Annotated in this window: 19 protein-coding genes and 1 riboswitch; of the genes, 11 read left to right on the forward strand and 8 right to left on the reverse strand. The window is 35.3% G+C overall.

Features of this window, described 5'->3' with window-relative positions; genetic code table 11:
* Nucleotides 1–7: 7 nt before the first annotated feature.
* Nucleotides 8–1,276: an imidazolonepropionase gene (gene hutI, locus SPB_RS00635; protein WP_003102583.1), complete on the reverse strand. Its 1,269-nt coding sequence runs from the start codon at nucleotides 1,274–1,276 to the stop codon at nucleotides 8–10.
* Between the two features lie 206 nt (nucleotides 1,277–1,482).
* Here hutI and hutU point away from each other — a divergent pair, with 206 nt between their 5' ends.
* The 8 genes from hutU (at nucleotide 1,483) to hutG (ending at nucleotide 11,634) form a co-directional block, all read left to right on the forward strand.
* Nucleotides 1,483–3,516 carry a urocanate hydratase gene (gene hutU / locus SPB_RS00640; RefSeq protein WP_003103707.1) on the forward strand — a complete coding sequence of 678 codons (2,034 nt, stop codon included), beginning with the start codon at nucleotides 1,483–1,485 and terminating at the stop codon, nucleotides 3,514–3,516.
* Between the two features lie 132 nt (nucleotides 3,517–3,648).
* Complete coding sequence (gene ftcD, locus SPB_RS00645; protein ID WP_003105782.1) at nucleotides 3,649–4,548, forward strand: glutamate formimidoyltransferase; 900 nt, start codon at nucleotides 3,649–3,651, stop codon at nucleotides 4,546–4,548.
* A gap of 13 nt (nucleotides 4,549–4,561) precedes the next feature.
* Complete coding sequence (locus tag SPB_RS00650) at nucleotides 4,562–5,188, forward strand: cyclodeaminase/cyclohydrolase family protein (RefSeq protein WP_003105769.1); 627 nt, start codon at nucleotides 4,562–4,564, stop codon at nucleotides 5,186–5,188.
* Between the two features lie 11 nt (nucleotides 5,189–5,199).
* The gene (locus SPB_RS00655; protein ID WP_003103279.1) at nucleotides 5,200–6,873 is read left to right on the forward strand and encodes a formate--tetrahydrofolate ligase; all 1,674 of its coding nucleotides are present in this window, start codon (nucleotides 5,200–5,202) and stop codon (nucleotides 6,871–6,873) included.
* Between the two features lie 11 nt (nucleotides 6,874–6,884).
* Nucleotides 6,885–7,499 (forward strand): HutD family protein, encoded by a 615-nt coding sequence (locus SPB_RS00660; RefSeq protein WP_003104208.1) that lies wholly within the window; start codon nucleotides 6,885–6,887, stop codon nucleotides 7,497–7,499.
* A gap of 25 nt (nucleotides 7,500–7,524) precedes the next feature.
* The gene (locus SPB_RS00665) at nucleotides 7,525–8,862 is read left to right on the forward strand and encodes an APC family permease (RefSeq protein WP_003104568.1); all 1,338 of its coding nucleotides are present in this window, start codon (nucleotides 7,525–7,527) and stop codon (nucleotides 8,860–8,862) included.
* Between the two features lie 25 nt (nucleotides 8,863–8,887).
* On the forward strand, nucleotides 8,888–10,429 hold the full coding sequence (gene hutH, locus SPB_RS00670) for a histidine ammonia-lyase (RefSeq protein WP_003104492.1): 1,542 nt from the start codon (nucleotides 8,888–8,890) through the stop codon (nucleotides 10,427–10,429).
* A gap of 194 nt (nucleotides 10,430–10,623) precedes the next feature.
* Nucleotides 10,624–11,634, forward strand: coding sequence for a formimidoylglutamase (gene hutG, locus SPB_RS00675; protein WP_003105379.1), 1,011 nt, complete (start codon nucleotides 10,624–10,626; stop codon nucleotides 11,632–11,634).
* A 53-nt stretch (nucleotides 11,635–11,687) separates the two neighbouring features.
* On the opposite strand, the gene SPB_RS00680 is transcribed toward hutG, so the two are convergent.
* Together SPB_RS00680 and lysS are read right to left on the reverse strand one after the other, a co-directional pair.
* Nucleotides 11,688–14,726, reverse strand: coding sequence for an ATP-binding protein (locus SPB_RS00680; RefSeq protein ID WP_003104042.1), 3,039 nt, complete (start codon nucleotides 14,724–14,726; stop codon nucleotides 11,688–11,690).
* A 119-nt stretch (nucleotides 14,727–14,845) separates the two neighbouring features.
* Entirely contained in the window at nucleotides 14,846–16,336 is a 1,491-nt protein-coding gene (gene lysS, locus SPB_RS00685; RefSeq protein WP_037621072.1) for a lysine--tRNA ligase, read from the reverse strand.
* Between the two features lie 173 nt (nucleotides 16,337–16,509).
* Between lysS and SPB_RS00690 the strand changes: the two genes are divergently transcribed.
* Nucleotides 16,510–17,412, forward strand: a complete 903-nt coding sequence (locus SPB_RS00690; RefSeq protein ID WP_003102444.1) for an HAD family hydrolase — start codon at nucleotides 16,510–16,512, stop codon at nucleotides 17,410–17,412.
* A gap of 31 nt (nucleotides 17,413–17,443) precedes the next feature.
* On the opposite strand, the gene SPB_RS00695 is transcribed toward SPB_RS00690, so the two are convergent.
* The 5 genes from SPB_RS00695 to SPB_RS00715 all read right to left on the reverse strand — a co-directional run bounded on the left by SPB_RS00695 (nucleotide 17,444) and on the right by SPB_RS00715 (nucleotide 20,637).
* Entirely contained in the window at nucleotides 17,444–18,076 is a 633-nt protein-coding gene (locus SPB_RS00695; RefSeq protein ID WP_003103583.1) for a histidine phosphatase family protein, read from the reverse strand.
* A 16-nt stretch (nucleotides 18,077–18,092) separates the two neighbouring features.
* Nucleotides 18,093–18,458 carry a YccF domain-containing protein gene (locus SPB_RS00700; protein ID WP_003104382.1) on the reverse strand — a complete coding sequence of 122 codons (366 nt, stop codon included), beginning with the start codon at nucleotides 18,456–18,458 and terminating at the stop codon, nucleotides 18,093–18,095.
* A 2-nt stretch (nucleotides 18,459–18,460) separates the two neighbouring features.
* Entirely contained in the window at nucleotides 18,461–18,934 is a 474-nt protein-coding gene (locus tag SPB_RS00705; protein ID WP_003105631.1) for an aminoacyl-tRNA deacylase, read from the reverse strand.
* 75 nt (nucleotides 18,935–19,009) lie between these two features.
* The gene (gene thiT / locus SPB_RS00710) at nucleotides 19,010–19,573 is read right to left on the reverse strand and encodes an energy-coupled thiamine transporter ThiT (protein ID WP_003103174.1); all 564 of its coding nucleotides are present in this window, start codon (nucleotides 19,571–19,573) and stop codon (nucleotides 19,010–19,012) included.
* 41 nt (nucleotides 19,574–19,614) lie between these two features.
* Nucleotides 19,615–19,711, reverse strand: a riboswitch (TPP riboswitch).
* A gap of 83 nt (nucleotides 19,712–19,794) precedes the next feature.
* Complete coding sequence (locus tag SPB_RS00715; protein ID WP_003103465.1) at nucleotides 19,795–20,637, reverse strand: glycoside hydrolase family 25 protein; 843 nt, start codon at nucleotides 20,635–20,637, stop codon at nucleotides 19,795–19,797.
* Nucleotides 20,638–20,968: 331 nt separating this feature from the next.
* Between SPB_RS00715 and SPB_RS00720 the strand changes: the two genes are divergently transcribed.
* The gene (locus tag SPB_RS00720; RefSeq protein ID WP_003106399.1) at nucleotides 20,969–21,472 is read left to right on the forward strand and encodes an ECF transporter S component; all 504 of its coding nucleotides are present in this window, start codon (nucleotides 20,969–20,971) and stop codon (nucleotides 21,470–21,472) included.
* Nucleotides 21,456–21,830, forward strand: coding sequence for a DUF4430 domain-containing protein (locus SPB_RS00725; RefSeq protein ID WP_003105997.1), 375 nt, complete (start codon nucleotides 21,456–21,458; stop codon nucleotides 21,828–21,830). The genes SPB_RS00720 and SPB_RS00725 overlap by 17 nt, the downstream gene beginning before the upstream one ends.
* The last annotated feature ends 8 nt before the right edge of the window (nucleotides 21,831–21,838 follow it).

Genomic DNA, 21,838 nt, shown 5'->3' on the forward strand with positions numbered 1-21,838 from the left:
GCTTTTTTTATTTTGTAATATGACCTTCTTTAACAACAAGTTTACCATTTTTATAAACATGATGGATGAGATTTGTGGCAAAGAAGTAGAATGGATAATCAATATTATTGGCACTAAAGATCGCAATATCAGCTATTTTGCCTTCGTCAAAACTTCCGATTGTTTCTTGTCTATTTACAGAATAAGCAGCATTAATAGTAACTGAATTTAGAACTTCAATTGGCGTGAGTCGCATCATAAAGCAGCCTAATTGCATAACGAATTGTAAATTGGCAGTTGGACAAGAACCAGGATTACTATCTGTTGATAAAGTGATAGCCATTCCTGCATCAATCATTTTTTTAGCAGGTGCATAAGTATCTTCCATTAAGCTAAAGGTAGTAGCTGGTAAAAGATTTCCAATGACTTTTGCTTTTGCCATCTTTTCGATTCCTTGATCAGTCGCCATCATTAAGTGTTCTGCTGAAACTGCTTCAAGCTCAGCAGCAACATCAACACCGCCAATTGATTCAATTTCATCAGCATGGATACGCAATTTAAAGCCAAGTTCTTTTGCTTTGGACAGTAAATAACGAGATTCATCAGCCGTAAATACACCTTTTTCACAAAAGATATCACAGAATTCAGCTAAGTTTTCATCTTTAACTTTAGGAAGCATCTCATTAATAATATGATCTAAATAATCTTTTGAATGCCCTTTGTACTCAGTTGGAATCGCATGGGCTGCCATAAAGGTTGAAACCAAGTCTATTTGATGGTCAGCATTTAATTGTTTAACAACTTGTAATTGACGTTCTTCAGTTTCCCAGTTTAAACCATAGCCACTTTTTGCTTCGACAGTAGTAGTTCCATGTAATAACATGTAGTCTAATAATTGAGCCGATTTTTGATAGAGATTATCAAAGTCAGCTTCACGGGTTGCTTTAACCGTACTTAGGATCCCTCCGCCTTGGGCAAGAATTTCTAAGTAAGAGACGCCATTCAATTTTTTGGAAAATTCATGTTCACGACTTCCACCATAAACTAAATGAGTATGGCAATCAATTAAACCTGGTGTGGCAATTTTCCCTTCATATGATTTAACTTTAGTCGCTGGACCAATTAAATCTGAATCTGGCTGTCCTGAGCCAACAGCTAATATTTTCCCATCTTTGATAGCAATATAGCCATCGTCTAATATTTGAGCATTTTTCATTTGATCACCATATAATGGATGCCCCATATCTTGAGGGCAAAAGACTTGATCAAAATGAACTAACAGTAAATCAGCAGACATATTTTATTCTCCTTTTACTCTATTATTTATCTATCATCTAAATAGTAGTTGGAAACCGTCTAATTTTTGTCAAAAAAATAAAAAAATAAAAAAATTAAGTTATTTGTTAAAATATCTCAAAAAGTGACATTTCGTCGACGATAGTATTTTACACTACAAGTGAAAATAAAACATCAAAGAGATGAAAAAACTAAGGAGGTTTTTCTATGACAACTTATAGTGAAGCTGAAATTGCTGCTGCTATGACTGTAAAACTGGATGATGTATTGCCAGAAAAAACAGTATTTGAAGAAGGTATCCGTCGTGCTCCTGACAGAGGGTTCCGTTTAACTCAGGAACAAACTGAAACAGCACTGAAAAATGCCTTACGTTATGTCCCTAAAAAATTCCATGAAGAAGTTATTCCAGAATTTCTTGAAGAATTAAAAACTCGAGGTCGTATCTATGCATACAGATGGCGTCCAAATGAAAGAATCCATGGCAAACCAATTGATGAGTATAAAGGAAATTGCACAGCTGCCAAAGCGATGCAAGTAATGATTGATAATAACCTTTCTTTTGAAATTGCATTATACCCATATGAATTAGTAACTTATGGTGAAACTGGTTCAGTTTGTGCCAACTGGTTACAATACAATTTGATAAAAAAATATCTTGAAGTAATGACTGATCAACAAACACTTGTTGTCGAATCAGGTCACCCATTAGGATTATTCAAATCTAAACCAGAAGCTCCTCGTGTTATTATTACTAATGGTTTACTTGTTGGTGAATATGATAATATGAAAGATTGGGAAATTGCAGAAGAAATGGGTGTTACCAATTACGGTCAAATGACAGCAGGTGGATGGATGTACATTGGCCCTCAAGGGATTGTCCATGGCACATTTAATACATTACTAAATGCTGGTCGCCTAAAATTAGGGGTTCCAGATGATGGTGATTTGACTGGTAAATTGTTTATTTCTTCAGGTCTAGGTGGTATGAGTGGTGCACAAGGTAAAGCTGCTGAAATTGCTAAAGCAGTCGCAATTATTGCGGAAGTAGACGCTTCACGTATCGAAACTCGTCATTCACAGGGTTGGGTCAGCCAAATCGCAGAAAGTCCTGAGGAAGCTATGCAATTGGCCCAAAAAGCCCAAGAAGCAAAAGAAACAACTTCAATTGCTTTTCACGGTAACATTGTTGACTTGCTAGAATATATCAATAAAGAGCATATCCACGTTGACTTGTTATCAGATCAAACTTCTTGTCATAATGTCTATGATGGTGGTTACTGCCCTGCAGGTATTACATTTGATGAAAGGACGAAACTTTTAGCTGAAGATAAAGATAAATTCATTGAAAAGGTTAATGAAACATTGGGTCGTCATTTCAATGCTATCAAAGAATTAACAAGTAATGGTACTTACTTCTTTGACTATGGTAATGCCTTCATGAAATCTGTTTTTGATTCTGGTGTTATGGAGATTTCTAAGAATGGCCGTGATGATAAAGACGGCTTCATTTGGCCATCATATGTTGAAGATATCATGGGCCCAATGTTATTTGACTATGGTTATGGTCCATTCCGTTGGTGCTGCTTGAGTGGTAAACATGAAGACTTAGTTGCCACTGACCATGCTGCTATGGAAGCAATTAATCCTGACCGTCGTTACCAAGACCGTGATAATTACAACTGGATTCGCGATGCTGAAAAGAACCAATTAGTTGTTGGAACACAAGCACGTATTCTTTATCAAGATTGTATGGGTCGTGTTAATATTGCTCTCAAATTTAATGAAATGGTACGTGAAGGTAAAATTGGTCCTGTTATGATTGGTCGTGACCACCATGACGTATCTGGTACTGATTCGCCATTCCGTGAAACATCAAATATTAAAGATGGTTCAAATGTATGTGCTGACATGGCTGTTCAATGTTATGCTGGTAATGCTGCGCGCGGTATGAGTCTAGTTGCTCTCCACAATGGTGGTGGTACTGGTATTGGTAAAGCTATTAATGGTGGATTTGGGCTTGTCTTGGATGGTAGTGAACGGATTGATGAAATTATTAAATCTGCTATCGCTTGGGACACTATGGGTGGTGTTGCAAGACGTAATTGGGCAAGAAATGATCATGCTATTGAAACAGCAATTGAATACAATCGTCTTCACGAAGGTACTGACCATATCACAATCCCTTTCTTAACTGACGAAGACTTAATTAAAGACACAGTCGCAAAATTATTTAAACAATAATCTATAGGGGAACCTAGTAAAATAGTTGATTAATTGCTAGGTTTTCAAATAGATATTAATTTACCAATAAATGTAAACGGTAACAAAAATCCGTTTTATAAAAAGAAATAACTTTGACTAGAGGAGGAAAAAATGTCAAAAATCGTTGAGTGTATTCCTAACTTTTCAGAGGGCCGTAACCAGGAAGTCATAGATGGTCTTGTGAAAACTGCAAAAAGTGTGGCTGGGGTTACTTTGTTAGATTATTCTTCAGATGCCAGTCACAACCGTAGTGTATTTACCTTGGTTGGTGATGAAGAATCAATACAAGAAGTAGCATTCCAGTTGATTAAATTTGCAAGTGAAAATATTGATATGACAAAACATCATGGTGAACATCCACGTATGGGCGCAACAGATGTTTGTCCATTTGTTCCAATTAAAGAAATTACAACTGAAGAATGTGTTGATATTTCGAAAAAAGTTGCGGAGCGTGTTAATACTGAACTTAACATTCCAATTTTCCTTTATGAAGATTCTGCAAGCCGACCAGAACGTCAAAATTTGGCAAAAGTTCGCAAAGGACAATTTGAAGGTATGCCTGAAAAATTGTTAGAAGAAGATTGGAGACCAGATTTTGGTGACCGTAAAATCCACCCAACAGCTGGAGTAACAGCTATTGGAGCTCGCATGCCATTGGTAGCATTTAACGTTAACCTTGATACAGATAATGTAGACGTTGCAAAAAGTATAGCTAAGATTATTCGTGGATCTTCAGGTGGTTATAAATATTGTAAAGGTATTGGTCTTATGCTTGAAGACCGAAACATTGCACAAGTATCTATGAATATGGTTAACTTTGAAAAATGTTCACTCTATCGAACATTCGAAACTATTAAATTTGAAGCTCGTCGCTACGGTGTTAATATTATTGGATCTGAAATCATTGGGTTGGCACCAGCTAAAGCACTAGTTGATGTTGCGGAATATTATCTTCAAGTCGAAGACTTTGACTACCATAAACAAATATTAGAAAACCATTTATTAGGTTAATGAGGTAAGAATCATGAAATTAGTCGATTTATCTCTCTTTGAATTTGCCCAGGTCTTGGGATCTGATGCCCCAGCTCCTGGAGGAGGCTCTGCGGCAGCTCTTTCAGCTGCAAATGGTATTTCTTTAACCAAAATGGTTTGTGAACTAACACTTGGAAAGAAAAAATATGCTGATGAGGAAGCGTTAATCAAAACAATTCATGAAGCATCTAGTCAATTACAAATGGACCTCTTAGTTGCTATTGATAAAGATACAGAAGCATTTAATCTTGTATCAGCCGTCTTTGATATGCCTAAAGAAACAGATGATGACAAATTAGCTCGCAGACAGGCTATGCAAAATGCTTTAAAAGAAGCTACTAAATCACCATTTACAATGATGGAACAAATGTTAGAAGCTATTAAAGTAACTGAAAAAGCTGTTGGGCACTCAAATACTAATGCAGCAAGTGACTTGGGTGTTGCGGCCTTGAATCTAAAAGCAGGCCTACAAGGAGCATGGTTAAATGTTCTCATAAACCTTACAGGGATAAAAGATACAGAGTTTGTTGAAAACTATAAAGCAAAGGGACAAAGTATCTTAGATGAAGGCTCTCAATTATCCGACAAGATTTATACAGAGGTATTAAATAGTTTATAAAAGGAGAAAAAATGGTGCAATCAGATATTGAAATTGCAAATTCAGTTGAAATGTGTCCGATTACTGATGTGGCCCAATCAATTGGTATTAAAGAGGATGCCTTAACCCTCTATGGTAAATATAAGGCAAAAATTGATGCCAGACAATTAGCTACATTGAATGATAAAAAAGATGGTAAGTTAATTTTAGTGACTGCCATCTCACCAACACCTGCAGGTGAAGGTAAAACAACAACCTCAGTTGGTTTAGTAGATGCCTTGTCACACATTGGTAAAAAGGCTGTGATTGCTCTTAGAGAACCATCTTTAGGGCCTGTATTTGGTGTTAAAGGTGGTGCAGCTGGAGGAGGTCATGCTCAGGTCGTTCCAATGGAAGACATTAACTTACACTTTACAGGTGATTTTCATGCTATTGGAATAGCCAATAACCTGTTAGCTGCCTTAATTGATAACCATATTCATCATGGCAATACATTAGGTATTGATTCACGTCGTATCACATGGAAACGTGTTGTAGATATGAATGATCGTCAATTGCGTCATATTGTAAATGGACTTCAAGGTAAAGTAAATGGTGTTCCTCGTGAAGATGGTTACGACATTACTGTAGCTTCTGAAATTATGGCCATTCTTTGTTTGTCAGAAACAATTTCAGATTTGAAAGAACGCTTAGGTAAAATAATTATTGGTTACAACTTCCAAGGGGAACCGGTTACTGCACATGACTTAAAAGCAGAAGGTGCAATGGCAGCTTTACTTAAAGAAGCAATTCATCCAAATATCGTGCAAACTCTCGAACATACACCAGCATTAATCCATGGTGGCCCATTTGCCAATATTGCACATGGCTGTAACAGTGTTTTAGCAACTAAATTAGCTCTCAAATATGCAGACTACGCAGTTACTGAAGCAGGATTTGGGGCTGACTTAGGTGCTGAAAAATTCATTGATATAAAATGTCGTCTCTCAGGAATTAGACCTGCAGCAGTTGTTTTAGTTGCGACAATTCGTGCTCTAAAAATGCATGGAGGAGTTGCAAAAACAGATTTAGGAACAGAAAATGTTCAAGCTGTTCTAGGTGGTCTACCAAACTTAGATAAACATTTGGAAAATATTCAAGAAGTATATGGATTACCAGTTGTTGTAGCTATCAATAAATTCCCACTTGATACTGAAGCAGAATTACAAGCAGTTTATGATGCATGTGAAAAACGTAATGTTGATGTTGTTATTTCAGATGTATGGGCAAATGGCGGTTCAGGTGGTGCTGAGCTAGCTGAAAAAGTAGTTGCCTTAGCAGAAAAAGAAAATACCTTCTCATTTGTTTACGACGAAACAGATAGCATTGAAACAAAATTAACTAAAATTGTTACCAAAATTTATGGTGGTAACGGAATTTCATTAACACCAGCTGCCAAACGAGAAATGAATGATTTAGAACGATTAGGGTTTGGAAATTATCCAATCTGTATGGCTAAAACTCAATATTCATTCTCAGATGACGCAAAAAAACTAGGTGCCCCTAAAGATTTTACAGTTAAAATCTCTAATTTAAAAGTATCTGCAGGAGCTGGCTTTATCGTTGCTCTTACTGGTGCAGTTATGACTATGCCAGGTCTTCCGAAAGTACCTGCAAGTGAAAAAATTGATATTGATGATGAGGGCAATATCACTGGATTATTCTAGAGAATAATAATATGATACAAATTAAAATTCTAAGTGAAGTTGATTTCCATAACTCAATCTGGTCAGGGGGGAAAACGAAACAATTGTTTATCTTTCCTGAAACTGGTGATTATCAAAGTCGACAATTTGATTACCGCTTATCAACTGCAACAGTTGAATTAGCACAATCTGAGTTTTCCGATTTATCTGGATATCATCGTTTAATAATGAGCTTAGATAAGCCAATTAAACTTTCACTAAAAGATCAACAAGCGGAAAAACTATTACGAGTTTTTGAAAGTTATTATTTTGAAGGAAACGAAAAAATAATTAGCAGAGGAGAATGCACAGACTATAATTTAATATATAATAATAATTATGTCGGCCAAATGATGGCTATCGCTCGCAATAATGATCCAATTTGTGAAAATAATCCTATTCAATTCATTTATGCATTAAATGATCTTCATTTTCAAATTGAAAATATGTGTGAAGGAATATTACAAGCAAATCATTTATTAATTGTAGAAAAAAATTCCACAAATAACTCAATAAAGATAAATTTATCTCCCTATCAAGAAGTTGGCCAGATGATAGCGGTTTGGGCGGGGTTATCAGACAGAGATGGATTTAGTTTGCATGATTAAAGGCTCTTTAAGGAGGAGCAATATTATGGATTCAAATAAACTTAGCGTGCAAGAACGGGAAGACGCAAAATTCTCACTTAGTGGAGCAACCTTATATGGTATCAATGCTGTAATTGGTTCAGGAATTTTCTTACTTCCACAAAGTATCTATAAAGGCTTAGGTCCAGCTTCAATTCTAGTAATGGCTGGGACAGCCGTATTAACAATTATGCTTGCAGTATGTTTTGCAGAAGTTTCCGGTTATTTTGGAAAAAATGGTGGGGCTTTCCAATATTCAAAACGTGCCTTTGGTGATTTCATCGGCTTTAATGTTGGTATTCTAGGCTGGGCAGTAACCATCTTTGCTTGGGCTGCTATGGCAGCTGGTTTTGCAAAAATGTTTATTATCACTTTCCCTGCATGTGAAGGCATGAACGTACCCCTTAGTATTGGTTTAGTTATTCTTCTTTCTTTAATGAATATTGCAGGTTTGAAAACATCAAAAATTTTAACCATTACAGCAACTATTGCAAAATTAATTCCAATTGTTGCCTTTGCAGTTTGCACTCTCTTCTTCTTTAAAAATGGAGTTGGTCATTTTACCCCATTTGTTCAATTAGAAGATGGACAAAGTTTGATGAGTGCCGTGTCAGGAACAGCAGTCTATATTTTCTATGGCTTCATTGGATTTGAAACACTTTCAATTGTTGCTGGTGAAATGCGCAACCCAGAAAAAAATGTGCCCCGTGCTATCTTAAGCTCAATCTCAATTGTATCTATTCTTTATATGCTTATCATTGGTGGAACTATCGCTATGTTAGGTGGTGGTATCATGGGTACAAATGCACCAGTACAAGATGCTTTTGTTAAAATGATTGGCCCTGCCGGAGCATGGATGGTTTCAATTGGTGCCCTTATTTCAATTACTGGTTTGAATATGGGAGAATCCATCATGGTTCCACGTTATGGTGCAGCTATTGCAAATGAAGGCCTATTACCAGCAGGTATTGCTAAAGAAAATAAAAATGCGGCTCCAGTTGTTGCCATTGCAATTTCCAGTGGTATTGCAATTGCTCTCTTGTTGTCAGGATCATTTGAAACATTAGCTACACTTTCTGTAGTATTCCGTTTCTTCCAATATATTCCAACTGCACTAGCTGTAAATAAAATGCGTAAACTTGAACCAAATGCTGATCTAACATTCCGTGTTCCTTTTGGTCCAGTTATTCCAATTGTTGCAGTTGTAATTAGTTTATTAATGATTATTGGTGATAACCCAATGAATGTTGTTTATGGTATTATTGGTGTCATTATTTCAAGTACTATTTACTACTTTATGCATGGACGTAAACAGGCAACAAATACTCCAAAAACAACAGATTAATTAGAAAGATAGAGGATTTTATCAAATGACAAAAATTTTGAATTTAGATGGTGAAAGTTTAACACTAGAAGATGTGGTAACTGTTGCGCGTGAAGGTCAACAATGTCAAATTGACGAAAATGCCAAAAAAGAAGTGACTGAATCACGTAAAATTGTCGATGATATTGTAAGAGAAAAAAGAGTTGTTTACGGTGTAACAACAGGTTTTGGTTCTCTATGTAACGTTTCTATCTCACCAGAAGATGCAACTCAATTACAAGAAAACTTAATTAGAACTCACTCATCAGGTTTTGGCGATCCATTACCAGAAGATACTGTTCGTGCCATCATGTTAATCCGTATTAACTCATTAGTTAAAGGATTCTCTGGAATTCGTCTTTCAACAATTGAAAAATTACTTGAACTTTTAAATAAAGGCGTTCATCCTTATATTCCTGAAAAAGGTTCACTTGGAGCTTCCGGTGACTTGGCTCCACTTGCTCACATGGTATTACCAATCCTAGGTTTAGGTAAAGCATACTATAAAGGTGAATTATTGCCAGGTAAAGAAGCTTTGAAAAAAGCAGGTATCGAACCTATTCAACTGGCTGCCAAAGAAGGACTTGCCCTAATCAATGGTACAACAGTATTGACAGCAATTGGTGCTCTTGCAACTTATGATGCCATTCAATTGTTAAAACTTTCAGATATCGCTGGCGCACTTTCTCTAGAAGTACACAATGGTATTAACAGTCCATTCGAAGAAAGATTGCATACAATTCGCCCTCAAAGCGGACAACTTGCTACAGCTCGTAATATCCGTAATCTAATTGAAGGCAGTAAGAATATATCTGAAGCTACGCAAAATCACGTACAAGACCCTTACACATTACGTTGTATCCCACAAATTCATGGCGCAAGCAAAGATTCAATTGCTTATGTAAAAGAAAAAGTGGAAATTGAAATTAACTCAGTTACTGATAACCCAATCATCTGTAAAGATGGACACGTTATTTCAGGTGGTAACTTCCATGGTGAACCAATGGCTCAACCATTTGATTTCCTTGGAATTGCTATTTCAGAAATTGGTAATGTTTCAGAACGTCGTGTTGAACGTCTTGTAAATACAAGTTTGAGTAAATTACCATCATTCTTAGTTAAACACCCAGGACTAAATTCAGGATTTATGATTACCCAATATGCTTGTGCTGCACTTGCATCAGAAAACAAGGTTCTAGCTCATCCAGCTAGTGTGGATTCAATTCCATCTTGTGAAAACCAAGAAGACTTTGTAAGTATGGGTACAATAGCTGCGCGCAAAGCAGGAGAAATTCTTAAGAATTCACGTCGCATTGTTGCTACAGAAATTATGGCTGCTTGCCAAGCCTTGGATCTTAAACCAGAAAATGGAAAACTTGGCAAAGGTACACAACCAGCGTATGATGTATTCCGTAAAACTCTTAAATTTATTGAATTTGATAAAGATATCGAAATCTATGATGAATTGAATAAAGCATCTGAAGTTATCGAAAGTAAAGAATTCTTAGCTGCAGTTGAAAAAGAAGCAGACCTTACAATTCAATTCTAGTTCTAATTCCATTAGTTAAAGTCTTTTTAAGTTGCCATTAAATAGCTTATCCTTAAGTAAGGAAGAGTTTTTGCCAAACTCTTCCTTTTCTTATAATTATCAATAATAAACTCACTGATTAACAAATAACTATTGATATTGATTAATATGACCCTTATAATAGATGGTAGAATTAATAGTCTAAGGAGGAAGAAATGTTAAGCAATTATTTCCCAACAAGTTACTCATATTATAGACCTGGGATTGAAGATACAGATTTATATAACGCTAAGTGGGGAATGCTCATGTCATTCCTTGATTTAAATAATCTGGACTTGGTCCCTGCACAAGGAATTGCCTTTGGAATCATTGGATTTAAAAGTGATAAAGGTGTCTATATCAATAATGGACGGGTTGGGGCCGGGGAAGGTCCAATTGCCATTCGGTCACAGTTAGCTAAGTTACCTTGGCACTTTGGTAATTCGGTTCGTTTATATGATTGTGGTGATATTGATGCACCGAACCATTCATTAGAGGATATGCAAATGGCGCTTGCGGCAGCTGTGAAACGAATGAGGGAATTACAGATTGTCCCCATCGTTTTAGGCGGAGGTCATGGAACTGCCTTTGGCCATTATTTAGGACTAAAAGAGTCAATGGACCCTCTGGAGGAGTTGGCTGTCATTAATATGGATGCTCATTTTGATCTTCGACCTTATGAGCATACTGGCCCAAATTCTGGTACAGGATTTAGACAAATGTTTGATTATACTTTGAGTAATCATCAGATTTTCCCCTATATGGTGCTTGGTATTCAAGAGCATAATAATAATCTTTTTCTTTTTGATTTTGTTGCCAAATCAAAAGCTATCCAATTTTTAACAGGCCAAGATATGTACATGATGGGTTACCAAGATGTTTGTCTGGCAGTTGATGATTTTTTGAAAGATAAAGAACATATCTATTTAACCATAGACATGGACTGCATTAATGCTGGTCATGCCCCTGGGGTTAGTGCGATTCAATCCTTAGGTGTAGACCCTCAATTAGCTCTGATTGTCTTGCAACACATAGCGGCAAGTGGTAAATTGATTGGTTTTGACCTAGTCGAAGTTTCTCCTCCGCATGATATCGATAACCATACAGCTAATTTAGCAGCAACTTTTATTTTTTACATTACCCAGATTCTTGCACAGAATCATCAAATCATTAAAAGTATAAGATAATAACCTAATAAGTAGAAGGAGTTTAAGTACTCTAATTCTACTTATCAGGTTTTTTACTTAGTTATGATGATTTTTTGGTTAAGGGAATCTAGTTCTTTGATTAATTGACAGTCTCGATATGGATTGAGATGTGTCTTTGCAGTCGAATAATAATATTGGAAATCATGTGGCAAAAGAGACTGAAGGGTGTCATCACAAATGATTTTCAGTTGTAGTTTGTAAGCAATAATTGCAAATAAATAATTAATATAGCCCTTATCTCGAGGATTTGAATAGCGTGAAATCAAACAATCTTGTTTATTAATGACATTAATTAAAGACTGATAATCACCTTTAGCACAATTAATTAGAGTGGAATAAACTTCTAATTGCGTTTCTTTCCAAGGAAAACTCAATGATTTTAGTGCTTCCTTGGATTGAATAAAGATTCGGTCAGCATTTTCAAAATCCTGTTTGTAATAATAGGAAATTCCTAAACCAATATAGAATGAGATAATAGATGGCTCATTTAAATTATTTTGTGACAATGTGATTGCTTTTTGTTGATAGGCCATGGCTTGATCGGGATTACCTTGCATTTGCTTAATTTCTGCCAAATAGTCTAGCGCAGCAGCAATTTGAATGGCATATTTACTTTGGAGACTAGCTGTCAAACTGAAGCAATTAATTGATTCTTTTATCTGGTGAATAGCGTCGTCAATTCTTCCAACCATCAGATAGTAGAGGCCATGCAATCTAAGATTGATCGCGATAGCTTCATGGTTATTTGCCTCTACCGATGCATCAAGTGCTAAATCAGTATAATACTTCATTTCGGGGATATTTTCTACTTGGATACAGTAGTAAATCAATTGGCGATATCCTTCAAGTAAGTAGTCTGTGTGGTGCCACTCATTAGCGAAAGCAATTACTCTTTGGATATTGGCAATTCCTTGTTGATACTGACCGACTCGAATCATGTAGCAACCTTCTAAATAGAGGAACTTAATCATCGACTCTTGGAAATCTTTGATTTTCTCATAACGTAATCTTAGTTCTTCTATTTGTTTACGAATCAGATTAAATTGATTTTGGATGAGCTGATGTTTCTCATTCCAAGAAGGACTGATTTGCTCATTGGTTTGGGTGTAAATTGGAAACAGTTCATGGTGGAATTGTAAGGTAGATTCTAGATAATTCAATTGAAAAGCTAAGGCTTTAATTGGTTGTTTGGCACATTTATAATGATAAGAAATCTCATTAAAGAGGTGACTGGGATCATGATGTTGGTGGATACTATTTTCTAAACTTTGAGCAATTTGCGCGTGCATCATTCTGCGTTTAGCAATTGTTAAGTGATCATAGCAGTAAATGGCAAATAGTGACTGATGGAAACGACAATTGACTTCTTGTTCACTATAGGTTTCCTCAAGAATTTGTTGATGGCATAAGTCTTCAACTATATCTAAACAATCTTGGTAAGGTAGAGTAAGTAACTCTGACAAAAGTGTCAATGGAGCAGACATTTGGAAACAAGCGAGGTAATTTAATAGCTCCGCTCCCTGGCTATTGACCTGTTCTAATTTAATAGAAAATTTTGCTTCCATTGCAGGGGTTAAGGCTTGGAATTTATAGCCTTGCAATTGCTGCGCACAGTATTCTGAAAGGAAAAATGGGTTACCTTGACTAAGGGTGAGAATTTTTTGAAAATCTTGGTCCCCTAAATTCAAATGGTCTAGGTTTTGGTGAAGATAAGCTAAACTTTCCTTCTCTGATAAGGGATTTAATTTAAGTTGATCCAATTGTTTTCTATAGACCAATTGATTGATAAACACGTCCAATTCTCTTGAAGAATCAATATGTTTCGTCAAGACGAAAGCAACAGGTAAATTCTTGATATGATTGATAATGTTTTGGAGTAAGTTGATTCCGTCAGCGTCCATAAAATGGATATCTTCAATTAGGATAACAGTTGCTTTTCGTTCAGCGATTCCTTTAATCAAATCAATTATAAAAGTAACTAATTCTGATTGATTTATTAAGACACTTTTATTAGAAAGTAGGGATGGAAAGAAATCCTGGATACGATTTTTCCATTCACTTATCGTCATTAGTTGGTGTTGGATAACTAAATCTCCTAAACCATCAGTTATTTCTTGCCAGAGACGTAGTGAATTTTGACGATCCTCCCGGAAACATTCAGAGGTAACAATTTGAAATTCTTTAGTTTGATTTGAAAGGACTTGTCGAGTAACCGTTCTTTTTCCAATGCCGGTGCCACCAACTAAGAGCATTGTTCGAGGTTGAGAACTTTCAAGGATCTTATCGAAATAATTTTCGAGCGCCTTGATTTCATTTATTCGTCCATAAAATTGATTAGTTGTTTTGAGAAACTGGGTAACTTTTCTTTTGTTTCGGTTTTTAGCAACAACTTCTTCATAGATTTGTTGACTAGTTTCACTGGGTGCTATTCCTAGTTCCTTATCTAATAAATTGACCATTTTATAATAGATCTCAATCACTTTTCCGAAACGATGGTGGTGTTGATAAAGACGCATTAATAATTGGTAATTTTTCTCTTCATATTCATCAATTGCTATTAAATGAAAGATTGTCTCTTCAACCTCTTCAAAAGGAGCAGTCGTTAACATCTGTTCAATTTTTTGATAAGAATATTTGATAAACATCTGTTCACAATGAGAACGCATTTTGGTTAACCAAAGGTCGAAGGTTTCATTCGATTTTAAGTAGAAACCTTGTAAGAAATCCCCCTTATATAAATCAAGATGATGTTTTGGGTTTGTTAAAAACTCAGTAACATCAGATTCAACAGTTAAGTCGGGGTTGAAAGCTAGGATTGAACGACTAGGACAGATAATAAAATCGTCTCCCAAAATTTTATTAACTTGATAAATTGTATTACGCAGATTTTTTTTAGCAGTTTGATTATCTTTATCTTCCCAAAGGATTCCTGCAATTTGGTCACGATTAACATTGCCGTTAATCACCATATAATAGAGCAAGGCATTAATTTTAGAGAAGGAAAAAAATATTTCTTTTTGATCAAGAAGAATAGAAGGGTTGCCTAATAAATTAAGTGTTAGTACTGACATAGTGTAAACGCCTCCATTCAAAATATACTACCAATATATACTAAATAGTTAGATAAATCAAGGTTCCATTAAAATTGGATTAACAAAAAAAGCTAGTCTTATTTAGACTAGCTCCATTGTTATTTCATTGTTGGGAATAGTAGAACATCGCGGATAGTAGTAGTGTTTGTTAACAACATACATAATCTGTCAATCCCAATTCCAAGACCACCAGTCGGTGGCATACCATATTCAAGTGCTTCAACGAAGTCATAGTCAATACCAGTTGCTTCATCGTCACCAAGCTCTTTAGCTTGAGCTTGGGCTTCGAAACGAGAAAGTTGATCAATTGGATCATTCAACTCCGTGAATGCATTAGCATACTCTTTAGTCATAATAAATAACTCAAAGCGGTCTGTGAAACGACCATCTTCAGGGTTTTTCTTAGCTAAAGGAGAAACTTCAACTGGATGTCCAAAGACAAAGGTAGGTTGAATTAATGTTTCTTCAACAAATTCCTCAAAGAAAGCATTGATAATATGACCAACACTTGTAAAGTGTTTTTCAAGTGGGACATGTTTTTCTTTGGCAAGAGCTAATGCATCTTCAATAGACATTTCTGGCCAAAAATCAATTCCAGTAACTTCTTTAATGGCATCAACCATATGAACACGTTTGAAAGGTTGATTAATTAAGATTTCATTTCCTTGATAGTCAATTGGTCCATCACCTTTAACAGCATTTGCTGCATGTTGGATGATTCCTTCAGTCAAGTTCATGATGTCTTGGTAATCAGCATAGGCTTGATAAACTTCAATTGAAGTGAATTCAGGGTTATGTGTAGCATCCATACCTTCATTACGGAAGATACGACCTATTTCATAAACGCGTTCCATACCACCAACAATTAAGCGTTTCAAGTGAAGCTCTGTTGCAATACGAAGAACCATATCAATGTTTTGTGCATTGTGATGAGTGACAAATGGACGAGCGGCAGCACCACCAGCTTCATTGTGAAGTACAGGTGTTTCAACTTCTAAGAAATCCATACCATCCAAGTAACGACGGATTTCTGAAATCATTTTTGAACGTGTAACAAAACGATCAAAACTTTCGCGATTCGAAATTAAATCCAAGTGACGTTTACGATAGATTGTTTCAATATCTGTTAAACCGTGGAATTTCTCAGGTAAAGGACGAAGTGATTTAGACAAATGAGTTAATTTTGTTGCTTTGATAGACAACTCACCCATATCAGTTCGCATAACTTCACCTTCAACACCAATAAAATCACCTAAATCGGCTTTTTTAAAGATATCATAGTTTTCTTCACCAACAGCATCTTTACGGACGTAAAGTTGGATTTGACCTTCACGGTCTTGTAAGTGGGCAAAGCCTACTTTTCCTTTGCCACGTTTTGTCATAAGACGACCTGCAACGATGGCAGTTTCATTTAAATCATGTAATTCTTCTTTAGATTTGTCAGCGTATTTTTCTTTTAATTGTGCTGAATTGGCAGTGCGTTCGAAACGCTTACCGAATGGATCAATTCCTTGTTCAGCTAAAGCCGTCATTTTTTCACGACGGACAATCTGTTGATCATTTAATTCTTCGATGTGTTCGTTAGACATGGTTTCCTCCAATAAGTTTTCCCTCCTATTGTAACACAAATGCATTCAGAATACACTCACTTTCACCATAAAAATAGTCGTGAAAAGCTACCATTATAATGGAAAGCTATTTGATTATAGGTCATGAAAATAGTATAATGAGACCTATATTACAAAATACAGAAAAGAGACCCATGATTACAGCAATTGTTTTTGATGTTGACGACACTATCTATGACCAACAAGCGCCATATTGCCAGGCTATGGAAAAGTGTTTCCCAAATTTTGATATGTCAGTTATTAATCAAGCTTATATTCGTTTTAGACATTACTCAGATATTGGTTTTCCTCGTGTAATGGCTGGTGAATGGACAACTGAGTACTTTAGGTTTTGGCGTTGTAAAGAAACTCTCCTTGAATTTGGTTACAAGGAAATCAGTCAAACTGAAGGAGAACATTTTCAAGCTGTTTATGAAGATGAACTGGAAAATATTACAATGCTTGAAGAAATGCGAATGACTTTAGATTTCTTAAAATCTAAAGGTGTTCCGATGGGAATTATCACTAATGGTCCAACTGAGCATCAATTGAAAAAAGTGAAAAAGTTAGGTTTGTATGACTATGTTGATCAAAAACGGGTCATTGTTAGTCAAGCTACTGGTTTTCAAAAACCCGAAAAGGAAATTTTTAATTTAGCAGCAGAACAATTTGATATGAATCCATCGACTACTTTATATGTCGGAGATTCTTATGATAATGACATTATGGGCGCCTTTAATGGTGGTTGGCATTCTATGTGGTTCAACCATCGTGGCAGAAAATTAAAGACAGGAACAAAACCTGTCTTTGACGTTGCTATCGACAACTTTGAACAACTCTTTGGCGCAGTTAAAGTCCTATTTGACTTACCTGATAACAAATTCATTTTTGACGTCAATGATAAGAAAAATCCAATTCTCGAATTAGGTTTAAACAATGGATTAATGATGGCAGCAGAGCGATTACTTGAAAGTAATATGAGTATTGATAAAGTTGTTATTTTATTAAGACTAGACAAACAGCAAGAAAAAATCTTGCGCATGAAATATGTTAAATAAAAAAAGATTGAAGAAAAGTCTTCAATCTTTTTTAATGAATTTTATCATCTAAGTAAGGTTTATCATTCCATAATAAACAATTAAAGTTTTTATTATCATCAGTTTCTAGAATAGTCAGGCTAGCATTATCTAGTCCACCTTGAGCTCTTAATAAAGCCGGTTCAAATCCAAGCAGTGAACGTATTGAAGCTGTCAAATTTGCTCCATGTCCAACTAATAAGACATGCTGGTAATCTTTTTCTTCAAAGCTTTGAATCAGTTTTTTAACTCTGAATGTCGTTTGATAAATTGATTCAGCTTCAAATTGACTAGCATTAAATTTGGCTAAATTATTACTGAAAGCTTCCATCTGACGAGGATAAATAGCAGTCATCGTAGCAATTTTTGTCCCTTCTAATTTACCTAGTTTCCATTCACGTAGAGATTTGGTATAGATAATAGGACATTCTTGATTAGCATTTTCTAATAATAACTCTGTTGTCTGCTTTGCTCGATTTAAGTCACTAGAATAAATAGCATCAAAATCGACACTTGCAAGGACTTGACCTAGAGCTTTAATTTCTTCATATGACTCTTCCAATAATGGCGAATCACCAGATGCACCTTGAAATCGTCCTTCTAGATTCCACTCAGTTTTTCCATGTCTCACAAAATATAACTTCATAAACTTCAACTAACTCCTAATTCAAAATAAACTTAGCCCCAAAAGGAAATAGGCTTAATTTTGCTAATTTCAAAGATTGAACGGCAAATGGGATACCAATTATACTAATACATAATAAAATGGCAGAGGTTAAGTGAACAGCAGCTAATTGCCAGCCGAAACAAATAATCCAAATCAGATTTAATAATAAACTAGTTCCAGATTGGCCAATTTCAATATCTTTCCCAAAGGGAAACAAGCCAAAATTAGCAATTTTAAAGCATTGTATTCCGACAGGTAAGCCAACAATGGTGATTGAAAATAGTAGACCGATGAAAGTCCATGACAACCAAGCCCATAGACCAGAACAAAGAAACCAGATAATATTTCCTAGAAATTTCATTTTTACTCCTTAATATCAGCGAAGTGACCGTCAACAAAATCAGCCAATTGTTGACTATCCACTTGAATAGACCGGCCCAGCTCTCCAGCAGAAACGATTAAGCTTCCTTTATCAAGTGCGGACTGGTCGAAAAAAATTGGGTAAGGATGTTTTTGATGGATACCAACAGGATTGTTAGCTCCATGAATGTAACCAGTTGTCTTTTGAAGATCTTTTTGTGGAATCATTGAAACCTTTTTGTTTCCAGAAATCTTGGCTAATTTTTTCTCAGACAAATGATTTGTAATAGACAAAATGCCAATAATTGGCCCAGTTTTATCACCAACTAAGGCTAAGGTTTTGAAAACATCAGCTTTCTCAATCCCATCAGGTAACTCCCCTTTTAGGGCATTAATTGCTAAGCTTTGGTAGCTGATTTTCGCTTTATCTAAAATTTGTTCAACTAAGGTTTTTTTGAGTTTTGCCTTTTTTGCCATAGGACCTTCCTTTAAGACCAATAAAAAAACGGTATAATATATTATTATACCATTTTTTATGATTGGCGTTAAGACCTAATCCCTTGGTGCAAAGAATTGACTTTGGGTTGGGATTAAAATAACAATCGCAATAACGACTACGATTAATGTTAGTAAACTAGCAGTGCCATTTACTGTGAAAGAATACCAAACAGCGGAAGTTCTTGGTGGTGCATATGAACCCCAGAAGATAACGCCTGCTAGGAAGTGCCAGAAATAGCGAAGAACTACAGCAGTAGTTGCTGCAAGACAAGCAACGGTCATAGAACCCATCTTGTTTTTGGCAATAATCAAATCTTTTAATTGATTTGAGAAGAAACCAGCCACACCCATTGACATGAAGGCCAAAATGTATTCAATAAATACTTGGCTTAAACTGAGATAATAAACTTTTCCAAGGACGAAGTGAAGGAGTCCCCATATTAGACCTGCAAGGACACCATATTTTAGGCCACGACGAAGTGAAAACAAGACTACAGGAATAGCACCATAAGAAGGACTAAACCAACTGAAAAAATCTGGAATAAAAGATAAAGCCATAGCTAATGCTGCGAAAATTGCTGCTTCCACTAAATAGCGGAGATTTGTGTTCTTAGACATAAAAAAGCTCCTTTTATTCACAAAAAGAGCCTTGATAATTACATTATCACGGTCACAATCCCTACGCTTGTATTAACAAGATCAGGTCTTTAGGATTTCGTCTTAACGATCTCAGCCAAAGCACTCCTTTGTGAAAATTTATTATTTTTAATCATTATAATATGTTCGAGTTAGACTTGTCAAGTTTGTGACTTTAGATATAGAAAAAGACCGAAAGGTCTTTATTTTTTACCAAATAATTTTTCATAAGTAGATTTTGTATCTTTATTAACAGCTATTTGATTTAAGTCTAATGGATTATCAAATCCCGGAAGATATCCTTGTGATGTATATTGGTGGAGATCGTAATCCAGCTTTGTATCAGGAGCTGCTTCATAATAACCAGAGTCACTCCCATAGGTAGGAATCCAAACTGCATCAAATCCTTCAGTAGATATTTCTTGTTCCGCCATAAAATATGTACCAATGTAAAGACCAACATTCTCAGCACCAAGTCTTTCCAATTCCTGACGGAAAGCTTTCACACCTTTGTTCATATCCTTCATTGTTACTTCCTCTACATCAATCCAGTAGAAAGTAGGATTATATGGGGAGGCATTTTTATAAAATGCTTTAGCTTCAGCTCGCATTTCTTTTGTGCTTGACCCTAAGGCGTAACTGTATACGGCAACAGGGATTTTTCGTTTCTTGAATTCTTTAATGTGTGTTTTAAAAGATTTATCAATACCAGTGGTATAAGCTGCATTGTTTTTTGAGGTTATTTGAGATCCCCCAAAAACACGCACAATAGCACCTGAAATATTTTCGGATAAGGTATCATAATCGATTTCACTTGGCAATTGCCAGCCCGACACATCAACAATGGGATTCAAGATTAATTCTTCATTGTCTATTGTGCTTTCTGTCTTTTTATCTGTTTTGCTAGTAACTATTGGAATATTTGATTGTGCAATACTTAATTCCTTTTCTTTCGTCTTGTCTGAATGATTTTTTCCAATAATTAAAAGAAATGCAATAAAGATAAAGAAGACTAGCACAACGATAGGCTTTATTCTTCTTCTCATTAGTCATATTGTACCCTAAAGCAAAAAAAAAATCAAAATTTCCTAACTAATTTCTTATATTATCTTACTTTATAATCAATTATGTTCAAAACTAAACGCAATTACTGTCATGAAAGCCTTATTTAAAAATTTAAATCGATAATCAAATAGTTTGAAACTATAATAAATTATTCGTAATATACAGTATGAAACTATGTTAATGAGAAAATTTGAGGAATTTTATAACCTGCCATTAATTTAATTCTTACATCTTATCATTCTATTTTGAATTGGACTAGTCAAGTTCCTTAAAATCTGTCATAATAGAGTAAAACTGATAGAAAGAAAAATGATGACCAGTAAACAAATCACTAGAATTGCCCTATTTTCAGCCCTTGCTTTTGTATTGCGAATGGCTTTTAGCCAACTGCCTAATATTCAACCAGTGACTGCTTTATTTTTAGTCTTTGCCATATTCTTTGGTTTTTATGAGTCACTTTTAATCATGGTTATTACAATCTTTTTAACGTCATTCTTACTGGGGTTTGGTCCCTGGGTTTTTTGGCAAATGACAATATACATGATATTGATTAGCCTGTGGCATTTTATTATCTACCCACTTGCTAGAAAATGGCATAAAAAAGGATTACTGATTCAAGCTACCTTAGCCGCCTTTTTAGCTTTGGCATATGGTGTCATGATTGATTCATGTTTTGCTTATCTTTATAGCATGCCATATTGGTCTTATGTTTTAATTGGTATGCCTTTTGATATTGCGCATGCTGTTTCAACTTTTTTATTCTATCTGATTATTATTACTATTTTTAGGAGATTACTTCATGACAAGAAAATATAAGAGCCTCTTCCTTATTCTTTTTTCCTTATTTTTAGTTGCTTGTAGTCAGCAGAGCGATTCACCAAAGCAAGTTAAAAAAGAATATTATCTAACATTAATTGTAAAAGAAGATACTGATACAATTAGTGAAAAAGTTACCTTCAAAAAAGGTGATACTATTATGGATGTTTTGAAAGCTAATTATAAAGTAAAAGAAAAATCTGGTTTCATCACTGCCATTGATGGATTTGAACAAGATCCCAAAACTAAAACTTATTGGTTCTTTAAAGTTAATAAAAAGTTAGCAACCAAAGCAGCAGATAAAATCAAGGCTCATGATGGCGATCGAGTGGAGTTTTATCAAGAAAAAATGAAATAAAAAATGTC

The organism is Streptococcus parauberis NCFD 2020 (genome assembly GCF_000187935.1).
Lineage (GTDB): Bacteria > Bacillota > Bacilli > Lactobacillales > Streptococcaceae > Streptococcus > Streptococcus parauberis.

Bases quoted from the DNA above. Each gene is read 5' to 3' on its own strand.
- hutI (WP_003102583.1), bottom strand. From the start codon at position 1,276: ATGTCTGCTGATTTACTGTTAGTTCATTTTGATCAAGTCTTTTGCCCT.
- hutU (WP_003103707.1), top strand. From the start codon at position 1,483: ATGACAACTTATAGTGAAGCTGAAATTGCTGCTGCTATGACTGTAAAA.
- ftcD (WP_003105782.1), top strand. From the start codon at position 3,649: ATGTCAAAAATCGTTGAGTGTATTCCTAACTTTTCAGAGGGCCGTAAC.
- SPB_RS00650 (WP_003105769.1), top strand. From the start codon at position 4,562: ATGAAATTAGTCGATTTATCTCTCTTTGAATTTGCCCAGGTCTTGGGA.
- SPB_RS00655 (WP_003103279.1), top strand. From the start codon at position 5,200: ATGGTGCAATCAGATATTGAAATTGCAAATTCAGTTGAAATGTGTCCG.
- SPB_RS00660 (WP_003104208.1), top strand. From the start codon at position 6,885: ATGATACAAATTAAAATTCTAAGTGAAGTTGATTTCCATAACTCAATC.
- SPB_RS00665 (WP_003104568.1), top strand. From the start codon at position 7,525: ATGGATTCAAATAAACTTAGCGTGCAAGAACGGGAAGACGCAAAATTC.
- hutH (WP_003104492.1), top strand. From the start codon at position 8,888: ATGACAAAAATTTTGAATTTAGATGGTGAAAGTTTAACACTAGAAGAT.
- hutG (WP_003105379.1), top strand. From the start codon at position 10,624: ATGTTAAGCAATTATTTCCCAACAAGTTACTCATATTATAGACCTGGG.
- SPB_RS00680 (WP_003104042.1), bottom strand. From the start codon at position 14,726: ATGTCAGTACTAACACTTAATTTATTAGGCAACCCTTCTATTCTTCTT.
- lysS (WP_037621072.1), bottom strand. From the start codon at position 16,336: ATGTCTAACGAACACATCGAAGAATTAAATGATCAACAGATTGTCCGT.
- SPB_RS00690 (WP_003102444.1), top strand. From the start codon at position 16,510: ATGATTACAGCAATTGTTTTTGATGTTGACGACACTATCTATGACCAA.
- SPB_RS00695 (WP_003103583.1), bottom strand. From the start codon at position 18,076: ATGAAGTTATATTTTGTGAGACATGGAAAAACTGAGTGGAATCTAGAA.
- SPB_RS00700 (WP_003104382.1), bottom strand. From the start codon at position 18,458: ATGAAATTTCTAGGAAATATTATCTGGTTTCTTTGTTCTGGTCTATGG.
- SPB_RS00705 (WP_003105631.1), bottom strand. From the start codon at position 18,934: ATGGCAAAAAAGGCAAAACTCAAAAAAACCTTAGTTGAACAAATTTTA.
- thiT (WP_003103174.1), bottom strand. From the start codon at position 19,573: ATGTCTAAGAACACAAATCTCCGCTATTTAGTGGAAGCAGCAATTTTC.
- SPB_RS00715 (WP_003103465.1), bottom strand. From the start codon at position 20,637: ATGAGAAGAAGAATAAAGCCTATCGTTGTGCTAGTCTTCTTTATCTTT.
- SPB_RS00720 (WP_003106399.1), top strand. From the start codon at position 20,969: ATGACCAGTAAACAAATCACTAGAATTGCCCTATTTTCAGCCCTTGCT.
- SPB_RS00725 (WP_003105997.1), top strand. From the start codon at position 21,456: ATGACAAGAAAATATAAGAGCCTCTTCCTTATTCTTTTTTCCTTATTT.